At 35.8% G+C, this 16,388-nt stretch carries 13 protein-coding genes; 2 read left to right on the forward strand and 11 right to left on the reverse strand.

Features of this window, described 5'->3' with window-relative positions; genetic code table 11:
• Positions 1-29 precede the first annotated feature (29 nt).
• From ilvB to LNP23_RS15605, 4 genes are all read right to left on the reverse strand, one after another.
• Complete coding sequence (gene ilvB, locus LNP23_RS15590; protein ID WP_230001891.1) at positions 30-1,718, reverse strand: biosynthetic-type acetolactate synthase large subunit; 1,689 nt, start codon at positions 1,716-1,718, stop codon at positions 30-32.
• A gap of 130 nt (positions 1,719-1,848) precedes the next feature.
• Positions 1,849-3,522: a dihydroxy-acid dehydratase gene (gene ilvD, locus LNP23_RS15595; protein WP_047775046.1), complete on the reverse strand. Its 1,674-nt coding sequence runs from the start codon at positions 3,520-3,522 to the stop codon at positions 1,849-1,851.
• A gap of 265 nt (positions 3,523-3,787) precedes the next feature.
• Positions 3,788-4,906 carry a 3-isopropylmalate dehydrogenase gene (gene leuB / locus LNP23_RS15600; RefSeq protein ID WP_047775049.1) on the reverse strand — a complete coding sequence of 373 codons (1,119 nt, stop codon included), beginning with the start codon at positions 4,904-4,906 and terminating at the stop codon, positions 3,788-3,790.
• A 43-nt stretch (positions 4,907-4,949) separates the two neighbouring features.
• A complete protein-coding gene (locus tag LNP23_RS15605; RefSeq protein ID WP_082210609.1) occupies positions 4,950-6,125 on the reverse strand; it encodes a 2-isopropylmalate synthase in 1,176 nt (391 codons plus the stop codon).
• Between the two features lie 155 nt (positions 6,126-6,280).
• On the opposite strand from LNP23_RS15605, the gene LNP23_RS15610 reads away from it, so the two are divergent.
• The gene (locus LNP23_RS15610; RefSeq protein WP_047775051.1) at positions 6,281-7,822 is read left to right on the forward strand and encodes a hypothetical protein; all 1,542 of its coding nucleotides are present in this window, start codon (positions 6,281-6,283) and stop codon (positions 7,820-7,822) included.
• A gap of 182 nt (positions 7,823-8,004) precedes the next feature.
• Here the strand turns inward: LNP23_RS15610 and LNP23_RS15615 are convergent, their stop codons facing one another.
• A complete protein-coding gene (locus LNP23_RS15615; protein ID WP_230001892.1) occupies positions 8,005-9,660 on the reverse strand; it encodes a M1 family metallopeptidase in 1,656 nt (551 codons plus the stop codon).
• 169 nt (positions 9,661-9,829) lie between these two features.
• Between LNP23_RS15615 and LNP23_RS15620 the strand changes: the two genes are divergently transcribed.
• Positions 9,830-10,528, forward strand: a complete 699-nt coding sequence (locus tag LNP23_RS15620; protein WP_230001893.1) for a carbohydrate-binding family 9-like protein — start codon at positions 9,830-9,832, stop codon at positions 10,526-10,528.
• A 635-nt stretch (positions 10,529-11,163) separates the two neighbouring features.
• On the opposite strand, the gene LNP23_RS15625 is transcribed toward LNP23_RS15620, so the two are convergent.
• From LNP23_RS15625 to hisB, 6 genes are all read right to left on the reverse strand, one after another.
• A complete protein-coding gene (locus LNP23_RS15625) occupies positions 11,164-11,724 on the reverse strand; it encodes a hypothetical protein (protein ID WP_230001894.1) in 561 nt (186 codons plus the stop codon).
• A 74-nt stretch (positions 11,725-11,798) separates the two neighbouring features.
• A complete protein-coding gene (gene hisIE, locus LNP23_RS15630; protein WP_230001895.1) occupies positions 11,799-12,398 on the reverse strand; it encodes a bifunctional phosphoribosyl-AMP cyclohydrolase/phosphoribosyl-ATP diphosphatase HisIE in 600 nt (199 codons plus the stop codon).
• 97 nt (positions 12,399-12,495) lie between these two features.
• Complete coding sequence (gene hisF / locus LNP23_RS15635) at positions 12,496-13,251, reverse strand: imidazole glycerol phosphate synthase subunit HisF (protein ID WP_230001896.1); 756 nt, start codon at positions 13,249-13,251, stop codon at positions 12,496-12,498.
• 201 nt (positions 13,252-13,452) lie between these two features.
• Positions 13,453-14,196, reverse strand: a complete 744-nt coding sequence (hisA, locus tag LNP23_RS15640; RefSeq protein ID WP_230001897.1) for a 1-(5-phosphoribosyl)-5-[(5-phosphoribosylamino)methylideneamino]imidazole-4-carboxamide isomerase — start codon at positions 14,194-14,196, stop codon at positions 13,453-13,455.
• A 90-nt stretch (positions 14,197-14,286) separates the two neighbouring features.
• Positions 14,287-14,868, reverse strand: coding sequence for an imidazole glycerol phosphate synthase subunit HisH (gene hisH / locus LNP23_RS15645; RefSeq protein WP_230001898.1), 582 nt, complete (start codon positions 14,866-14,868; stop codon positions 14,287-14,289).
• Between the two features lie 97 nt (positions 14,869-14,965).
• A complete protein-coding gene (gene hisB / locus LNP23_RS15650) occupies positions 14,966-16,102 on the reverse strand; it encodes a bifunctional histidinol-phosphatase/imidazoleglycerol-phosphate dehydratase HisB (protein ID WP_230001899.1) in 1,137 nt (378 codons plus the stop codon).
• Positions 16,103-16,388 lie beyond the last annotated feature (286 nt).

Consider the following 16,388-nt stretch of genomic DNA (forward strand, 5'->3'; position numbering starts at 1 on the left):
CCTGAAACTTGAAACCTGAAACTTTTTCTTTAGCTTAATCTAATTTGAGAAACACATGCTCCCGTTGGAATCATTGGGAATACGTTGTTTTCTTTTTCTACCATAACTTCTAAAAAATAAGAATCTTTTGAAGCCATCATTTCGGCTACAGCAGCATCCAAATCTTCACGTTCGGTGACTTTTTTAGATTTAATATGATATCCTGCGGCAATTGCAACAAAATTGGGGTTGATCATTTTTGTTGAAGCATATCTGTTATCAAAAAATAATTCCTGCCATTGGCGTACCATTCCGAGGAATTCGTTATTTAAAACAACAATTTTTACAGGCACCTTCGTCTGAAAAATGGTTCCTAATTCCTGAATGGTCATTTGGAAACCACCGTCACCAATAACAGCGACAACTTCACGATCCGGTCTTCCCATTTTAGCTCCAATTGCAGCCGGTAAAGCAAATCCCATAGTTCCTAAACCTCCCGAAGTAATGTTACTCTTGGTTGAATTAAACTTCGCGTAACGACAGGCAAACATTTGATGCTGACCAACATCTGAAACGATAATCGCATCCCCTTTGGAGTGTTTGTTGATCATTTCGATGGTTTCACCCATAGAGATTCCTTTGTTGTTTGTTGGTTTTAACTCCTCATCGATAACCGAATCAAATTCGATTTTATATTTTTCTTTGAATTCGTTGTGCCAAGCGTCATGTGCTCTGTCATCAATTAGAGGCAATAAAGCATTTAGTGCTTCTTTTACATCGCCTAAAACAGCCACTTCTGTTTTTACATTTTTATCTACTTCTGCCGGATCAATTTCAAAATGAATCACTTTTGCCTGTTTGGCATAGGTTTTTAAATCTCCGGTAACACGATCGTCAAAACGCATTCCAAGTGCAATTAAAACATCGCATTGGTTAGTCAATAAATTAGGGCCATAATTGCCGTGCATGCCTAACATTCCCACATTCAAAGGATGAGCTGTAGGTAATGCGGAAAGTCCAAGAATCGTCCACCCTGCAGGAATTCCTGACTTTTCGATGAACGCTTTTAATTGTGCTTCGGCTTCACCCAAAATGATCCCTTGACCAAAAACAATAAAAGGTTTTTTAGCGCTATTGATTAAAGCCGCAGCTTCGGCAACTTTATCTAATTTTAATTTTGGAACCGGAGTATAACTTCTGATGGCTGTGCATTTTTCATAACTAAATTCAAATTCATCAAACTGTGCATTTTTAGTTATGTCAATCAAAACAGGCCCTGGACGACCAGAACGTGCTATGAAAAAGGCTTTTGCCATAATCTCAGGAATTTCGGAAGCTTCCGTAATCTGATAATTCCATTTGGTTACCGGAGTTGAAATTCCGATAATGTCTGTTTCCTGAAAAGCATCAGAACCCAGTAAATGTTTTCCAACCTGACCTGTGATACAAACCATTGGTGTTGAATCGATCTGAGCATCGGCGATTCCGGTAACTAAGTTGGTTGCTCCGGGGCCTGAAGTAGCAATTGCAACTCCGACTTTTCCTGTAGCTCTCGCATATCCCTGAGCGGCATGTGTTGCGCCTTGTTCGTGACGTACTAAAACATGGTGTAATTGCTCCTGGAATTTATATAATTCGTCGTAAACCGGCATTATGGCTCCTCCCGGATATCCATATATTAAGTCTACTCCTTCTTCTAATAAACATCTTATAACGGCTTCTGCCCCTGATATTTTCATTGTATCTGTTTTTTTCAAAAATCTCCTCTAATGTTAAAATCAAAATCAATTTCTAGTTTTCTGTTTGAAATTTACTTTTGCTTTTATTATTGTTTATATACAATTGATTTTTGATGTTGTTATTGAATCATTATTTATCGGTAACGCAACCTGTTGAGGCACTCGAGACTGATCTCGCGTATTTCAGTAATACTCCTTTTGAAGCTTTTAGAGGCGGTTGAATCCAACTTGCCTTTCTGGCTGCAAATTCAGCATCAGATATTTTAAGATCAATGGTGTTTTTTACCGCGTCAATGGCGATTAAATCCCCATCATTAACCAGTGCAATACCACCACCATCATATGCCTCGGGTGTGATGTGTCCTACCACAAAGCCATGTGAACCTCCGGAAAATCTACCGTCTGTAATCAGAGCAACGCTGTTTCCTAAGCCGGCTCCAATAATAGCTGATGTAGGTTTTAGCATTTCGGGCATTCCCGGACCACCTTTTGGTCCACAATACCTAATGACGACTACATCTCCCGGTTTTACTTTACCGGCCTGAATACCTGGAATTACATCAAATTCGCTTTCAAAAACAACTGCTGTTCCTTGAAAATATTCTCCTTCTTTTCCGCTTATTTTAGCAACACAACCTTCAGCAGCAAGATTTCCGTACAAAATCTGAATATTTCCGGTTGGTTTTAGTGCTTTTTGAATCTCGTGAATAACCTCTTGTCCGTCTTGTAAGTCCGGAATATTGGCTAAATTTTCGGCTACTGTTTTTCCGGTTACGGTTAAGCAATCTCCATGAATTAATCCTTCTTTTAGTAAGTATTTCAAAACAGCCGGAACTCCTCCAACTGCATGTAAATCCTCCATCATATATTTACCACTTGGCTTTAAGTCAGCCAGTACGGGTGTTTTGTCGCTAATTTTTTGGAAATCTGTTAAAGTAATTTCAACATCTACCGCATGAGCCATGGCAATTAAGTGCATTACTGCATTGGTAGAACCTCCTAAAACAGCTACCAGCGTAATTGCATTTTCGAAAGCCTTGCGGGTCATAATGTCTTTGGGCTTAATGTCTTTTTCTAATAAAACTCTGATGGCTTTTCCGGCATCAAGACATTCTTGTTTTTTCTCTTCGCTTAAAGCTGGATTTGACGAACTGTATGGTAAGCTCATTCCTAAAGCTTCAATTGCCGATGACATGGTGTTTGCTGTATACATTCCACCGCAAGCCCCTGCTCCCGGACATGCATTTTGAATAACGCCTTTGTAATCTTCAGGAGAAATGGTGTTGTTGAATTTTTTTCCTAAAGCTTCAAAAGCTGAAACGATATTCAAAGATTCCCCTTTCCATTTTCCGGAGTGAATTGTTCCGCCGTAGACCATAATTGCCGGACGATTTACTCGACCCATTGCCATTAAAGCACCTGGCATATTTTTATCACAACCGGGAATCGCAATCAAACTGTCGTACCATTGCGCTCCCATAACGGTTTCGATAGAGTCTGCAATTACATCACGGGACACTAAAGAAAAACGCATTCCGTCTGTACCATTAGAAATTCCGTCACTTACACCAATGGTATTAAAAATAAGTCCGACCAGATTTGCATCCCAAACACCTTTTTTAACATCTTTTGCTAAATCATTCAGGTGCATGTTGCAGGTATTACCATCGTAACCCATACTAACAATACCTACTTGTGCTTTTTTTAAATCTTCTTCAGTTAAACCAATACCGTACAACATGGCTTGCGCTGCTGGTTGTGTTTGATCTTGAGTGATGGTTTTGCTGTACTTATTTAATTCCATTATGTATTTTTTATTTAAATTTTATCCAAAAAAAAACCTTCCAATATTTGGAAGGTTTCTAATATATTTTTTCAATTATATTTATACCATTCCTGATGCAGATGTGTTAATCACATTGACAACAATAACAGAAATAATAATAATTGAGATTTGCATCTTTTCTTTTTTAGTTTCACAAAAGTATAAAAACTTAAAGGACTAAAAAAATAAAATCTCAACATTTATGATACTTATTGTTGTTTTTTGTATTATTTTAATAAAAACACTAAACAATTGTTGATTGTCCAATGTGAACATTATCATTATTGAAATAAAGTAAGTCGTCTTTGCTGAAAATGAAATTGGAAACGAACTCCCCTACTTCATTTGTGCCAAATTTTGAATCTGCTTTCAAATCTGTTGTGACTACTTTAAATTCAATTGCTTTTTCAACCGCCTGATACACCACATTTGCTTCTTTAAAAAGTCCGAAATGTTCTAATAACATTGCAGCAGATAAGATGGAAGCAATTGGGTTTGCGATATTTTTTCCTTTTGCTTGTGGGTAAGAACCGTGAATGGGTTCAAACAACGCATTTTTTTCTCCTAAAGAAGCCGAAGCCAATAAACCGATAGAACCTGTAATAACACTGGCTTCATCAGACAAAATATCACCGAACAAATTTTCTGTCAAAATCACATCAAATTGTTTTGGATTTAAAATGATCTGCATGGCGGCATTATCAACAAATAAGAAGTCTAAAGCAACATCGGGATAACTCTCCCCTATTTTCTGAACTACTTTTCTCCACAATCTTGAGGTTTCCAAAACATTGGCTTTGTCTACCATGGTTAGCTTTTTACGACGATTTTGTGCCGCTTTAAACGCTAAATGTGCAATTCGGGTAATTTCTTCCTCTGAATATTCGCATAGATCAGAAGCATGTGTTCCTTCTTCGTTTAGGGTTTTGGCTCCGAAATAAGCTCCGCCTGTTAATTCTCTGAAAATAGTGAAATCAGCACCATCGATAATTTCTCTTTTTAAAGGAGAAGCATCAATCAATGATTTATAAGGTTTAATTGGACGGATATTGGCAAACAAACCCAGTTCTTTACGCAGTTTTAATAATCCTTGCTCCGGACGCACCTTTGCATTTGGATTGTTATCATATTTAGGATCTCCAATCGCGCCAAACAAAACAGCATCTGTATTCAGACACAGGTTTAGTGTTTGCTCCGGTAAAGGATTTCCTGTTTTGTCGATAGCGATCGCTCCCATAAGCGCTTCTTCAAAAACAAATTCATGATTGTACACCTCGCCTATGGCGTGTAAAGCTTTTTTGGCTTGTAAAATTACTTCCGGTCCAATACCATCTCCTGGTAAAACTGCTATTTTCAAATTCATAACGTCTCGTTCTTTATGTATTTAAATCTTTTTTTTTGTCTAATTAGTTTCTGATCAAGTCACCCTCAATCTTAGAAGCTTCAATGATTTGATGAATATCTACATCTAATACTTCTTTTTTGATATCTGCGAATTTTAAAAACTCGATGTATACGATATCCAATTGTGTTTTGGTAAGTTCATAACCTACCTTTTTAGCACGGTAAGCCAATGCAGCTCTACCACTTCTTGCTGTTAATATTATAGATGATTCATTTACTCCCACATCAAGTGGATCCATGATTTCATAAGTTGCTCTGTTTTTGATTACTCCGTCCTGGTGAATACCGGAACTGTGAGCAAAAGCATTCGCACCAACAATAGCTTTATTGGGCTGAACGATCATTCCCATACTTTCAGAAACTAAACGACTCATTTCGTTTAATTCTCGGGTATTGATATTGGTATCTAAATTCAGATATGGGTGTTGTTTGAAAATCATTACAATTTCTTCCAACGCAGTATTACCGGCTCTTTCGCCAATACCGTTTATAGTACATTCTATTTGTCTTGCTCCATTTATAGCCCCTGCAATTGAGTTTGCAGTCGCCATTCCTAAATCATTATGACAGTGGCAGGAAAGGATTACGTTTTCGATTCCTTTTACGTTTTCTTTTAAATATTTAATTTTTGCACCGTATTCTTCAGGCAAACAATAACCTGTAGTGTCAGGGATATTTAATACTGTTGCTCCCGATTTTATTACTTCTTCGCAAACTTTTGCAAGGAAAGCGTTATCCGTTCTACCGGCATCTTCGGCATAAAACTCCACATCTTCAACATAAGATTTTGCATGTGATACGGCATATTTTGCTCTGGCGATAATATCTTCTTTTGTCGTATTTAGTTTATGGAGTATGTGAGATTCTGATGTTCCGATTCCGGTGTGGATTCTTGGTTTTTTAGCATGTTTTAAGGCAGCTGCAGCAACATCGATGTCGTTTTTTACGGCTCTTGTTAGTCCGCAGACGGTTGCGTTTTCTACAATTTTACAAATCTCAGAGACCGATAAAAAATCGCCCGGACTTGACACAGGGAAACCTGCTTCAATGATGTCAACTCCCATCTTATCAAGTCGTTCTGCGATAACTAATTTTTGTTTCGTATCTAACTTACATCCCGGGACCTGTTCACCATCACGCAAAGTGGTGTCAAAAATTTGAACTTTCTCTCTATTCATATTCATTTATTTAATGTAATTTCACATCTTGATAACAAATATATGTTGTACTACTTCTGTATGAAATTCATTTTAATGAGATTATACTGTTTATAAAACAATTTATACGCTATTAAATAACTAAAAATCAATAAGTTACATTATTATATTTTACAATGGCTAACCATCAAAAAGATTTCTTATTTGTTCTGATAAAATCACTTTCAAAATCTGAAAAAAGGCAGTTTAAAATTTTTGCAAGTCGTTTGGAAACGAGTTCAAATACAAAATTTATTGAATTGTTTAATATTTTAGATAAGTCCGAAACTTATGATGAAAAACTCATTCTTAAGAGCGGAATCATAAAAAAAGTACAGCTATCTAACTTAAAATCATATTTGTACAAGCAGATATTGGTCAGTATTCGATTGAATATTCCAAGTCAGAACATTCGTTATCAGTTGCGGGAACAGATTGATTTTGCTGTTATTCTTTATAATAAAGGTCTTTATAGACAGAGTTTAAAGATCCTTGACAAGACAAAAATTCTGGCGCTGGAGAATGATGAAAAATATATGGCGTATGAGATTGTCGAATTCGAAAAACTAATCGAATCACAGTATATTACCAGAAGTATTCAGGGTCGCGCAGATGAATTAGTCGTGCAGGCCAAAGAATTGAACTATCGCAATACAATTTCAAGCAAATTATCGAATTTATCACTGCAATTGTACGGAATCATGCTAAAAACGGGTTACGTAAAAAGTGATGAGGAATATAAGTATATAGACGATTACTTTAATAAACACATCGCCAAGCTGGACGAGTCTAAGTTTGGTTTTCGTGAGAAGTATTGGTTTTATAATGCCAATCTGTGGCGTAGTTTCCTTGTTCAGGATTTTGTAGCAAGTTATAAATATGCTTATAAATGGGTGACTTTGTTTTACGATAATCCTAATATGATTTATTTGAATCCTGTATTTTTCCTAAAAGGGAATCATTATTTTCTGGAATCGCTTTATATGTTGAAATATAAAACGAATTTTAAAAAGTATTTGACACTTTTGGAAGAAACCATTCAGGATCCTAAATTTCCTGTGAACGATAATATTGCGTCGCTATCCTTTTTATACGTTTATAACAACAAACTAAATTTACATATCCTGGAAGGTACTTTTGCCGAAAGCGAATACCTGATCCCGGAGATTCTGGAGAAAATAAAACTGCACAATGAACATCTTGATGAACATCACGAAATGGTGTTCTATTATAAAATTGCGTGTATTTATTTTGGGAATGAGAAGTACAATGAGTCTATTCACTATTTGGATAAAATCATCAACAACAAAAATTTATCGATGCGCGAAGATTTAATGTGCTTTGCGCGTATCTTGTCTTTGATTGTGCATTATGAATTAGGGAAAGATTATTACTTGGAAAATCACCTTAAAAACACGTATAAGTTTTTACTGAAAATGAACGATCTGCATGAGGTTCAAAAGGAGATTATCAAATTCTTAAAGAACCTGAACAATTTTTATCCTGCCGATATTAAAAAGGAGTTTATTAAAATGAGGACTCGTTTTATAGAACTGGAGAAAATTACCTATGAAAAAAGGGCTTTTCTGTATTTAGACATTATTTCATGGCTGGAGAGCAAAATAGAAAACAGGAAAATTGCCGATATTATGAGGGAAAAGGCGAAACTTAATAGGTAAGATTAAAATTCCAATATTTTGAAATTCCAAATTCCAAAAAAACAAACCCGACAGGTTTTTAAAACCTGTCGGGTTTAAATTTGTAAACGAAATTCTATTTAAGGTAATAAAAACCATAAAAAAAATCCCAACCTCCAACAATTGGAATTTGGGATTTTAAATTATTGGAATTTACTACAATGTTATTCTATAATATTAGAAGTCGTAACATAGAAGTTTTTGTCTACTTCCAGTTTAGGTTCTTTACCTTCAATTTTTTCTGATTTCCATTCCTGAGTTGGTTTCAACCAGATTTCTTTTCCGTCTACCGTTACTTTTACCGGCATGTCAAACTTATTTACGCAGTTTGTCCAGTGGTATCCTAGTTGTCCGTCTTTAAACATATATTCAAAAACCGGAATTTTGGTACTTCTCAAATACTGATTGAAAATTTTGCTTAAATCAATTCCGGTTTGTGTGCTCATATAATCTTCAATCTGTTTAGTAGTAACGGTTTGATGATAAAAAGTACTGTTTAAACCTCTTAAAATTGATTTCCATTTGGCATCATCATTTACAATCTGACGAATCGTATGAAGCATATTGGCTCCTTTTGGATACATATCCCCGGAACCTTCATTGTTTACTTCATAATTACCTATAATCGGTTTGTCGTTTTGAATGTTTCTTCTGCATCCGATAACATATTCAGCTCCCGCTTCTTTGCCATAGTAATATTCCACAAAAAGACTCTCCGAATAATTGGTGAAACTTTCGTGAATCCACATGTCTGCAATGTCTTTGTACGTAATATTGTTTGCAAACCATTCGTGACCAGATTCATGAATGATGATAAAGTCAAATTTCATTCCCCATCCGGTACCGCTTAGATCATGACCTAAATAGCCGTTTTTGTATTCATTACCATAGGTTACAGAACTTTGGTGCTCCATACCTAAATAAGGCGCTTCAACCAGTTTATAGCTGTCTTCGTAGAAAGGATAAGGTCCAAACCAGTTTTCAAATGCTTTTAGCATTCTTGGTGCATCTTTAAAGTGCTCTTTGGCTTTGTCTAAGTTGTCTTTTAAAACATAATAACTGCAGTCCAGATCTCCTTTTTCTCCTTTATACTTCTCAGAAAAATGAGCATAATCTCCAATATTAATGTTTACACCGTAATTGTTGATTGGATTGGCCACGTACCAATTAAAGGTTCTCGTACCGTCTTTTTCTTTTTTAATGCTTTGTAATCTTCCATTAGAAACATCAGTCAAATCGCCCGGAACATTTACGCTGATCAACATGTTCTCCACTTCGTCATACATATGATCTTTGTTAGGCCACCAAACACTGGCGCCCAGACCCTGACAAGAGGAAGCGATGAAATCTTTCCCGTTTTTGTCTTTTTTCCAGGTAATTCCTCCGTCCCAAGGTGGTTTTATTGCTTCTTTAGGTTTTCCACCAAATGAAACCACAATCTCCTTTTTATCTCCTACTTTTTGAGCAGCAGTCAATTCGATGAAAAAAGCATTGCCATCTCTCACAAACTTTAGCTCTTTCCCATCCTGAGTGACTTTATAAATCTGCATGGGCTGCTGTAAGTCTATTTGCATTTTCGTCCCTGTTGACAAAACCGTATAACGAATCGTATTAGATCCGGTTATCGTTTTCTCAGAAGGGTTTACTTTAATATCCAGATGGTAATATTTCAAGTCCCACCAGGCTCTTTCTTTTGTGATGCTTCCGCGTAAAGTGTCCTGATGTGTAAAAGTAGTTTCAGACTTATTAAGAAGTCCTTGAGCATTGGTTCCGAAACTAACCAGAAAGGCTATAACAAAGCCTCCAAAGTAATTTTTCATAAATTTAGAAATTTGTAATAAATAAGGTATTTAAGCCAACTTAATCTGTAACAAATGTAAACATTCAGATTAAGTTATCTGAAATTTTATGATTTCTCTTCGAAATATTTAATGTTAAAATTCATTATTCTTCAGTATTTTAGCTTTTCTAAAAAACACCGCTTACTTTATGAAATCCAATTTAATACTATTTGTTTTATGTTTAGTTTTTTCTGTAACAGCTGGTGCCCAAACGATTCCGATTCATAAAACAAAAGGGAAAATAAGTATCGATGGTGATTTAGCTGATTGGAAGACACCATTTAAAGGTCCGTTTGTTATACATAACTCAGGTGGAAAGGCTACCCAACAAACCACTGTCTCTTTTGCTTGGGATGATGAAAATCTTTATGTTGCATATCGTTCTCAAGATGCTAAAATTGTCGGGTCAAAGAAGCAAAACGACTCGCAAATATTTAATAGTGATGATTTGGTTGAAATTTTTATAGATCCTGATGGAGATAGGCAAAATTATCTGGAAATCGGAGTTAATGCTTTCTCAACGCATTACGATATGCTCATCAAATGTATTTCGCCTGGTTGTGGAGGTTGGAATACTTCTATATCGTTTAACCTTTCCGGCATGCAAGCAGTTAGTAAAATAAATCCAAAAGGCTTTTCTACCGAAATAAAAATTCCTTTTTCGGGGTTGAAAAACATTCCGAATGGGAATTTTAACAAACCGAAAATCGGCACCAAATGGAAAGGAAATGCTTTTAGAATCGATTACGGTAATACGACTGAATATCTTGCATTACAGCCTTATAAGAATCCTGTATTTGGTTTCCATAAACCGGAGGAGTTTGCTGTTTTGGAGTTTGTGGAGTGAAAGGGTTGTTAATGGTTTGTTTCAGGTTTCAAGTTTCAGGTTTGAAGTTTCAGGTTTCAGGTTACTGCTTACTAGTTTTAGGGTTGTCACAATTCTGTCATTTCGAGCGAAGTCGAGAAATCACACAAGCTACCCTATTTCTATTTTCCTCAATTTTGTCGTACTGAGGAACGAAGTGTCTTCATGAGATAATCTGTAAAGTGAAGTTCAGCGGTATCGATTCAGCAAGCGTAGATCCTTCGTTCCTCAGGATGACAAACTGGACGGAGTTTTTGGTGTGATTTCTTGTGGGTTTACAGAAATGACAATCCACACAGTTTATTTTGCAAGGGTTCAGATTTCAGATTTCAGGTTACTGCATACTAGTTTTAGGGTTGTTGCAATTCTGTCATTTCGAGCGAAGTCGAGAAATCACACAAGCTGCTCCATTTCTATTTTCCTCAATTTTGTCATACTGAGGAAGGAAGTATCTTCGCAAGTAATTCCGTAAAGTGAAATTCAGCGGTATTAATTCAGTAAACTTATGTTCTTCAGGATGACAAACTGTACGGAGTTTCTGGTGTGATTTCTCACTTCGCTCGAAATGACAAAAAAAATATATTATCGTGCTGTAAGTATATTAATTTTGCTTTATGCTATTGAATACCCTCTCCTACTAAATACTTAAAAAACTCATTTTCTTTTTTCATTTTATCAATTTCAGTAGAAGTCTTCTTTTTTTGAAAATGGATATTTTGCAAAAACCGATCATTTAAATTTCCTTGACACGTATAGGTGTCTAAAAACATTGTTATTCCTTTTTTTAAGACTGTCGATTTTGGAAATTTATCCATCATAAAAGTACGAACAGAGTTGTCCTTTGAAACAAATAATTCTCCGGTGCTTTGGTTGATTATACTGTAATACGAATTCTCTTTTTCTAAAAAAAGAATCAATTTTTGTCCTGCTTTTGGTTTTTCAATTCGTCGGTCACACATCCAATCCTCAAAAATTTCGACTTTGATTTTCGGGGTTGATTTGCCTTTAATAAACTGATTTATTAAAAGTTCGTATTTCCCTTTCGAAACACTTGTGATAGATCCTTCGACAATTAAATCAGCCTTTGAAATAACTATAGAATAGGGTAAAATTCTCTTCTTATAATCGAAATTAACCGAAGGATTCAAAAATAATAAGAAGCATATAAAAAGTTTCATGATCAGATTTTTTAAACTAAAATACTACTTAATTCTGCTTTTAAGTTTATTTTTAAAAAAAAAATATCGAATAACTACTTCTGACGCTTCTTCAAAACATTTACAACGTCTTCCAGCTGAAAACCTTTGGCTTGTAGCAAAATTAAATAATGAAAAAGTAAATCAGCACTTTCACTTAAAAACAAATCATCATTATCGTCTTTGGCTTCGATTACCACTTCTACGGCCTCTTCCCCTACTTTCTGGGCAATTTTATTGATGCCTTTTTCAAATAGTGAAGCCACATAACTTTTCTCGGAATCAGCATTTTCTCTACGGACTTTGATTGTGTTTTCTAAATTGGAAATAAAACCATAAGACTCTTTATTTTCTTCCTGCCAGCAGGTATCTGCCCCTGTGTGACACGTTGGTCCAACGGGTTTTGCCTGGATTAATAAGGTATCGCCATCACAGTCATTTTTAATGTCTACTAAGTTTAAAAAGTTACCACTCTCCTCCCCTTTTGTCCAAAGTCTTTGTTTGGATCGGCTGAAAAAAGTAACTTTTTGAGTATCTATCGTTTTTTGAAGCGATTCTGCATTCATATAACCCAGCATTAAAACTGTTTTAGTCTCTGAATCCTGAACTATTGCCGGAATTAAATCGTCTGTGTTTTTTGAGAAATCTATGTTCATTATGATTTTATATTTTTGAATTCAGATCTTAGATTGCTGAATCCTGTTATAATTTAATTAATAAGTATTGGAATTTGGAATTTAAGAAATTTGGGATTTAAATTCTAACTTCAATACTATTGTTTTTAAGTTCTCTTTTTAAAGCTTTAATTTCGATTTCTTTAAAGTGAAAAACACTCGCAGCCAAAGCGGCATCTGCTTTTCCAATTTTAAATGAATCGACAAAATGTTGAATATTTCCGGCTCCTCCCGATGCAATAATCGGAATATTTACTAGTTCCGAGAGTTTTGCCAAAGCCTCGTTTGCAAATCCGTTTTTGGTTCCGTCATTGTCCATTGATGTGAATAAAATTTCGCCTGCACCACGTGCTGCAACTTCTACGGCCCAATCGAATAAATTTAACTCTGTAGGTACTTTTCCGCCTACTAAGTGTACAATCCATTGTCCGTTAATTTGTTTGGCATCGATTGCTACCACAACACATTGACTTCCGAATTTTTGTGCCAAATCATTGATTAATTGCGGGTTTTTTACAGCCGATGAATTGATTGATACTTTGTCAGCTCCATTGTTCAATAGGATTTCAACATCCTCGACAGAAGAAATCCCTCCTCCGACCGTAAACGGAATATTGATTTTTTCCGCAACATGGCGCACCATATTTACTAAAGTCTTTCTGCGTTCTTCCGTAGCGGAAATATCCAGGAAAACCAACTCATCTGCCCCTTCAGCTGAATATAACGCAGCAAGTTCTACAGGATCTCCCGCATCGCGCAAATCAACAAAATTGACGCCTTTTACGGTTCGACCGTTTTTTATATCTAAACAAGGTATGATTCTTTTTGCTAACATTTTTTTAATGTGTTAATTAGATAATGTGTCAATTGGATAATTTTAAAATTATGTAATTATTTGATACATAAGGTTTTCTTGAAAATAACATTTTTTTGTTGTTATGATTTGCATGTCATGATGCATCGTGGATACGTGCCATGGCACGTACCGTAAGGCGCATCGCATAGACGCACCGCATAGACGCACTGCTGTGCGTCTCTACATTGATAATATGTAATTTTCCAATTGTTTCAACGAAATTCGTCCTTCATAAATCGCTTTTCCGATGATGGTTCCTTCGCAGCCCAATTCGGCCAATTTGGGTAATTCATCAAATGTTGAGATTCCTCCTGATGCGATTAATTTAATCTCTGCTGCGTTCGATTTGACGGTACAATTCTCTATTATTTTTTTATATAAATCAAAACTGGGGCCTTCTAGCATCCCGTCTTTGGCAATGTCCGTGCAAATAACGTATTGAATTCCTTTGTTTTGATAGTCTTGAATAAATGGAACCAAATCTTCATTTGAGTCTTCTAACCAGCCTGAAACTGCCACTTTTTCATCTTTGGCATCTGCTCCCAGAATGATTTTATCAGAACCGTATTCTGCAATCCATTTTTGGAATAATTCTCTGTTTTTTACTGCGATACTGCCGCCTGTGATTTGATTTGCACCACTTTCAAAAGCAATTTTCAGATCGGAATCTGCTTTTAGTCCGCCTCCGAAATCAATCTTCAGTTTGGTCTTTGTTGCTATTTGTTCTAAGATTTTATAATTGACAATCTTGCTTGACTTGGCACCATCTAAATCGACTAAATGCAGATACTCGATTCCGTGTGCTTCAAATGATTTTGCGACTTCAAGCGGGTTTTCATTATAAATTATTTTGGTGTCATAATCTCCTTTGGACAAACGAACACATTTTCCGTCAATGATATCTATGGCTGGTATTATTCTCATGTTTATTATTTTAGATTTCTGATTTTAGATTTTAGATTCTAAAATTGGAATTGAAATAGATGTTTTTGGTTAAATTGGAATTTAAAATATTTAAATATTTAAAAAATTCCCCAGTATTTTCTCTCCAATGTCTCCGCTTTTTTCGGGGTGAAACTGGGTTCCGTAAAAATTATTTTTATGTAAGGCCGAGGCGTATTCAACATCGTAATGGGTTGTTGCTATGGCTTCGGGGCAACTTGGAGCATAAAAACTGTGTACCAAATACATGAATTCGTTCTCTGGAATTTCTCTAAACAAATCTGATTTCAAATTATAGATCTGATTCCAACCCATTTGAGGCACTTTTACGTTAGATGTGAATTTGACCACATCAACATCAAAAATACCTAATCCCTTGGTGTTTCCTTCTTCAGACGATTGGCACATCAGCTGCATTCCCAGACAAATTCCTAATACGGGTTGTTTTAGATTTGGAATCAAACAGTCCAAACCACTCTCAATCAGTTTTTCCATTGCTGAACTTGCTTCGCCAACTCCGGGGAAAATCACTTTGTCGGCAGCCAGAATTTCTTCCGGATTATTGCTCAGGATGGCCTTGTAACCCAGTCTTTCAATAGCAAACATGATGCTTTGAATATTTCCTGCCCCGTAATTTATGATAACTATTTTCATTTTTATTCTTTGGTATGTTTTGTTTCAAGTTTCAAGTTTCACGTTCTGTGCGTAACTTGAAACCTGAAACCTGAAACTTTGAACAATCTTAAACTTGTTAAAGCATCCCTTTCGTTGATGGTAGAATCATTTTCTCTGTATCTCGTTTTACTGCTACTTTTATCGCTTTGGCGAAGGCTTTAAAGATCGCTTCGATTTTGTGGTGTTCGTTTGTTCCTTCGGCTTTTATGTTGATGTTGGCTTTGGCTCCATCGGAAAATGATTTGAAGAAGTGATAAAACATTTCGGTTGGCATTTTTCCAACCATTTCACGTTTGAATTCGGCTTCCCAAACCAACCAATTTCTTCCTCCGAAGTCAATGGCAACCTGCGCGAGGCAATCGTCCATTGGAAGACAGAAACCATATCGCTCTATTCCTAACTTATTGCCTAATGCTTTTGCGTATACTTCGCCCAAAGCAATTGCAGTATCTTCAATGGTGTGGTGTTCATCGACTTCTAAATCCCCTTTTACAGTAATTTCTAAGTCCATTTGACCGTGACGTGCAATCTGATCTAACATATGATCAAAAAAGGCAATTCCGGTTTCGATCTTGCTTTTACCGGTTCCGTCTAAGTTTAAACCAATAAAAATATCAGTTTCGTTTGTTTTTCTGGTAATTGAGGCTGAACGTTCTTCTAATTTCAGAAATTCATAAATCGTTTTCCAGCTTGTTGTTTGAAGAATAATGGTATCGTTTAATTCTTCTCGTTTTATGCTGATTTCATTGGTGCCGATTCCATCAGTATGATTTATAAAGATGGCTTTTGCTCCTAAATTTTTAGCTAATTCAACATCGGTTAGACGATCTCCTAAAACAAATGAATTCTCTAAATCATATTGGGGATTATTCAAGTATTTAGTTAGCATTCCGGTTCTTGGCTTGCGTGTTGGTGCGTTTTCTTCAGGGAAAGACTTATCAATGAAGATATCATCAAACAATACGCCTTCATTTTCAAAGGCTTTCAGAATAAAATTTTGTGTTGGCCAAAAGGTATCTTCGGGGAAACTGTCTGTTCCTAATCCGTCTTGATTGGTTACCATAGCCAATTCATAGTCGAGTTCGCTGGCGATTTTGGCTAAATATTGAAATGCTTTTGGATAAAATTCTACTTTATCCAGGCTGTCTAATTGATAATTTTCGGGTTCTAAAACAATCGTTCCGTCACGATCGATAAAAAGTACTTTTTTCATAGTTTGATTCTTTTTTTTTGCCACTAATTTCGCGAATTGCACTAATTTGTTTATTGATGGTGAATTTTTAATTGGCCACAGATTAACACAGATTAAACTGATTTTTTTTCTTTGCCGCTAATTTCACGAATTGCGCTAATTTGATTGTTAACGGTAAATTTTAAACTGGCCACTGATTACACAGATTAGAATGATTTTTTTCTTTGTTGCGAATTGCTCTAGTTTTATGATTAGTATAATCGTTGTGTTTTTGGGCAAGAATAATTTTGCGTTCTTGGCGTAATCC

Origin of the sequence: Flavobacterium cupriresistens (genome assembly GCF_020911925.1) — a bacterium.
Lineage (GTDB): Bacteria > Bacteroidota > Bacteroidia > Flavobacteriales > Flavobacteriaceae > Flavobacterium > Flavobacterium cupriresistens.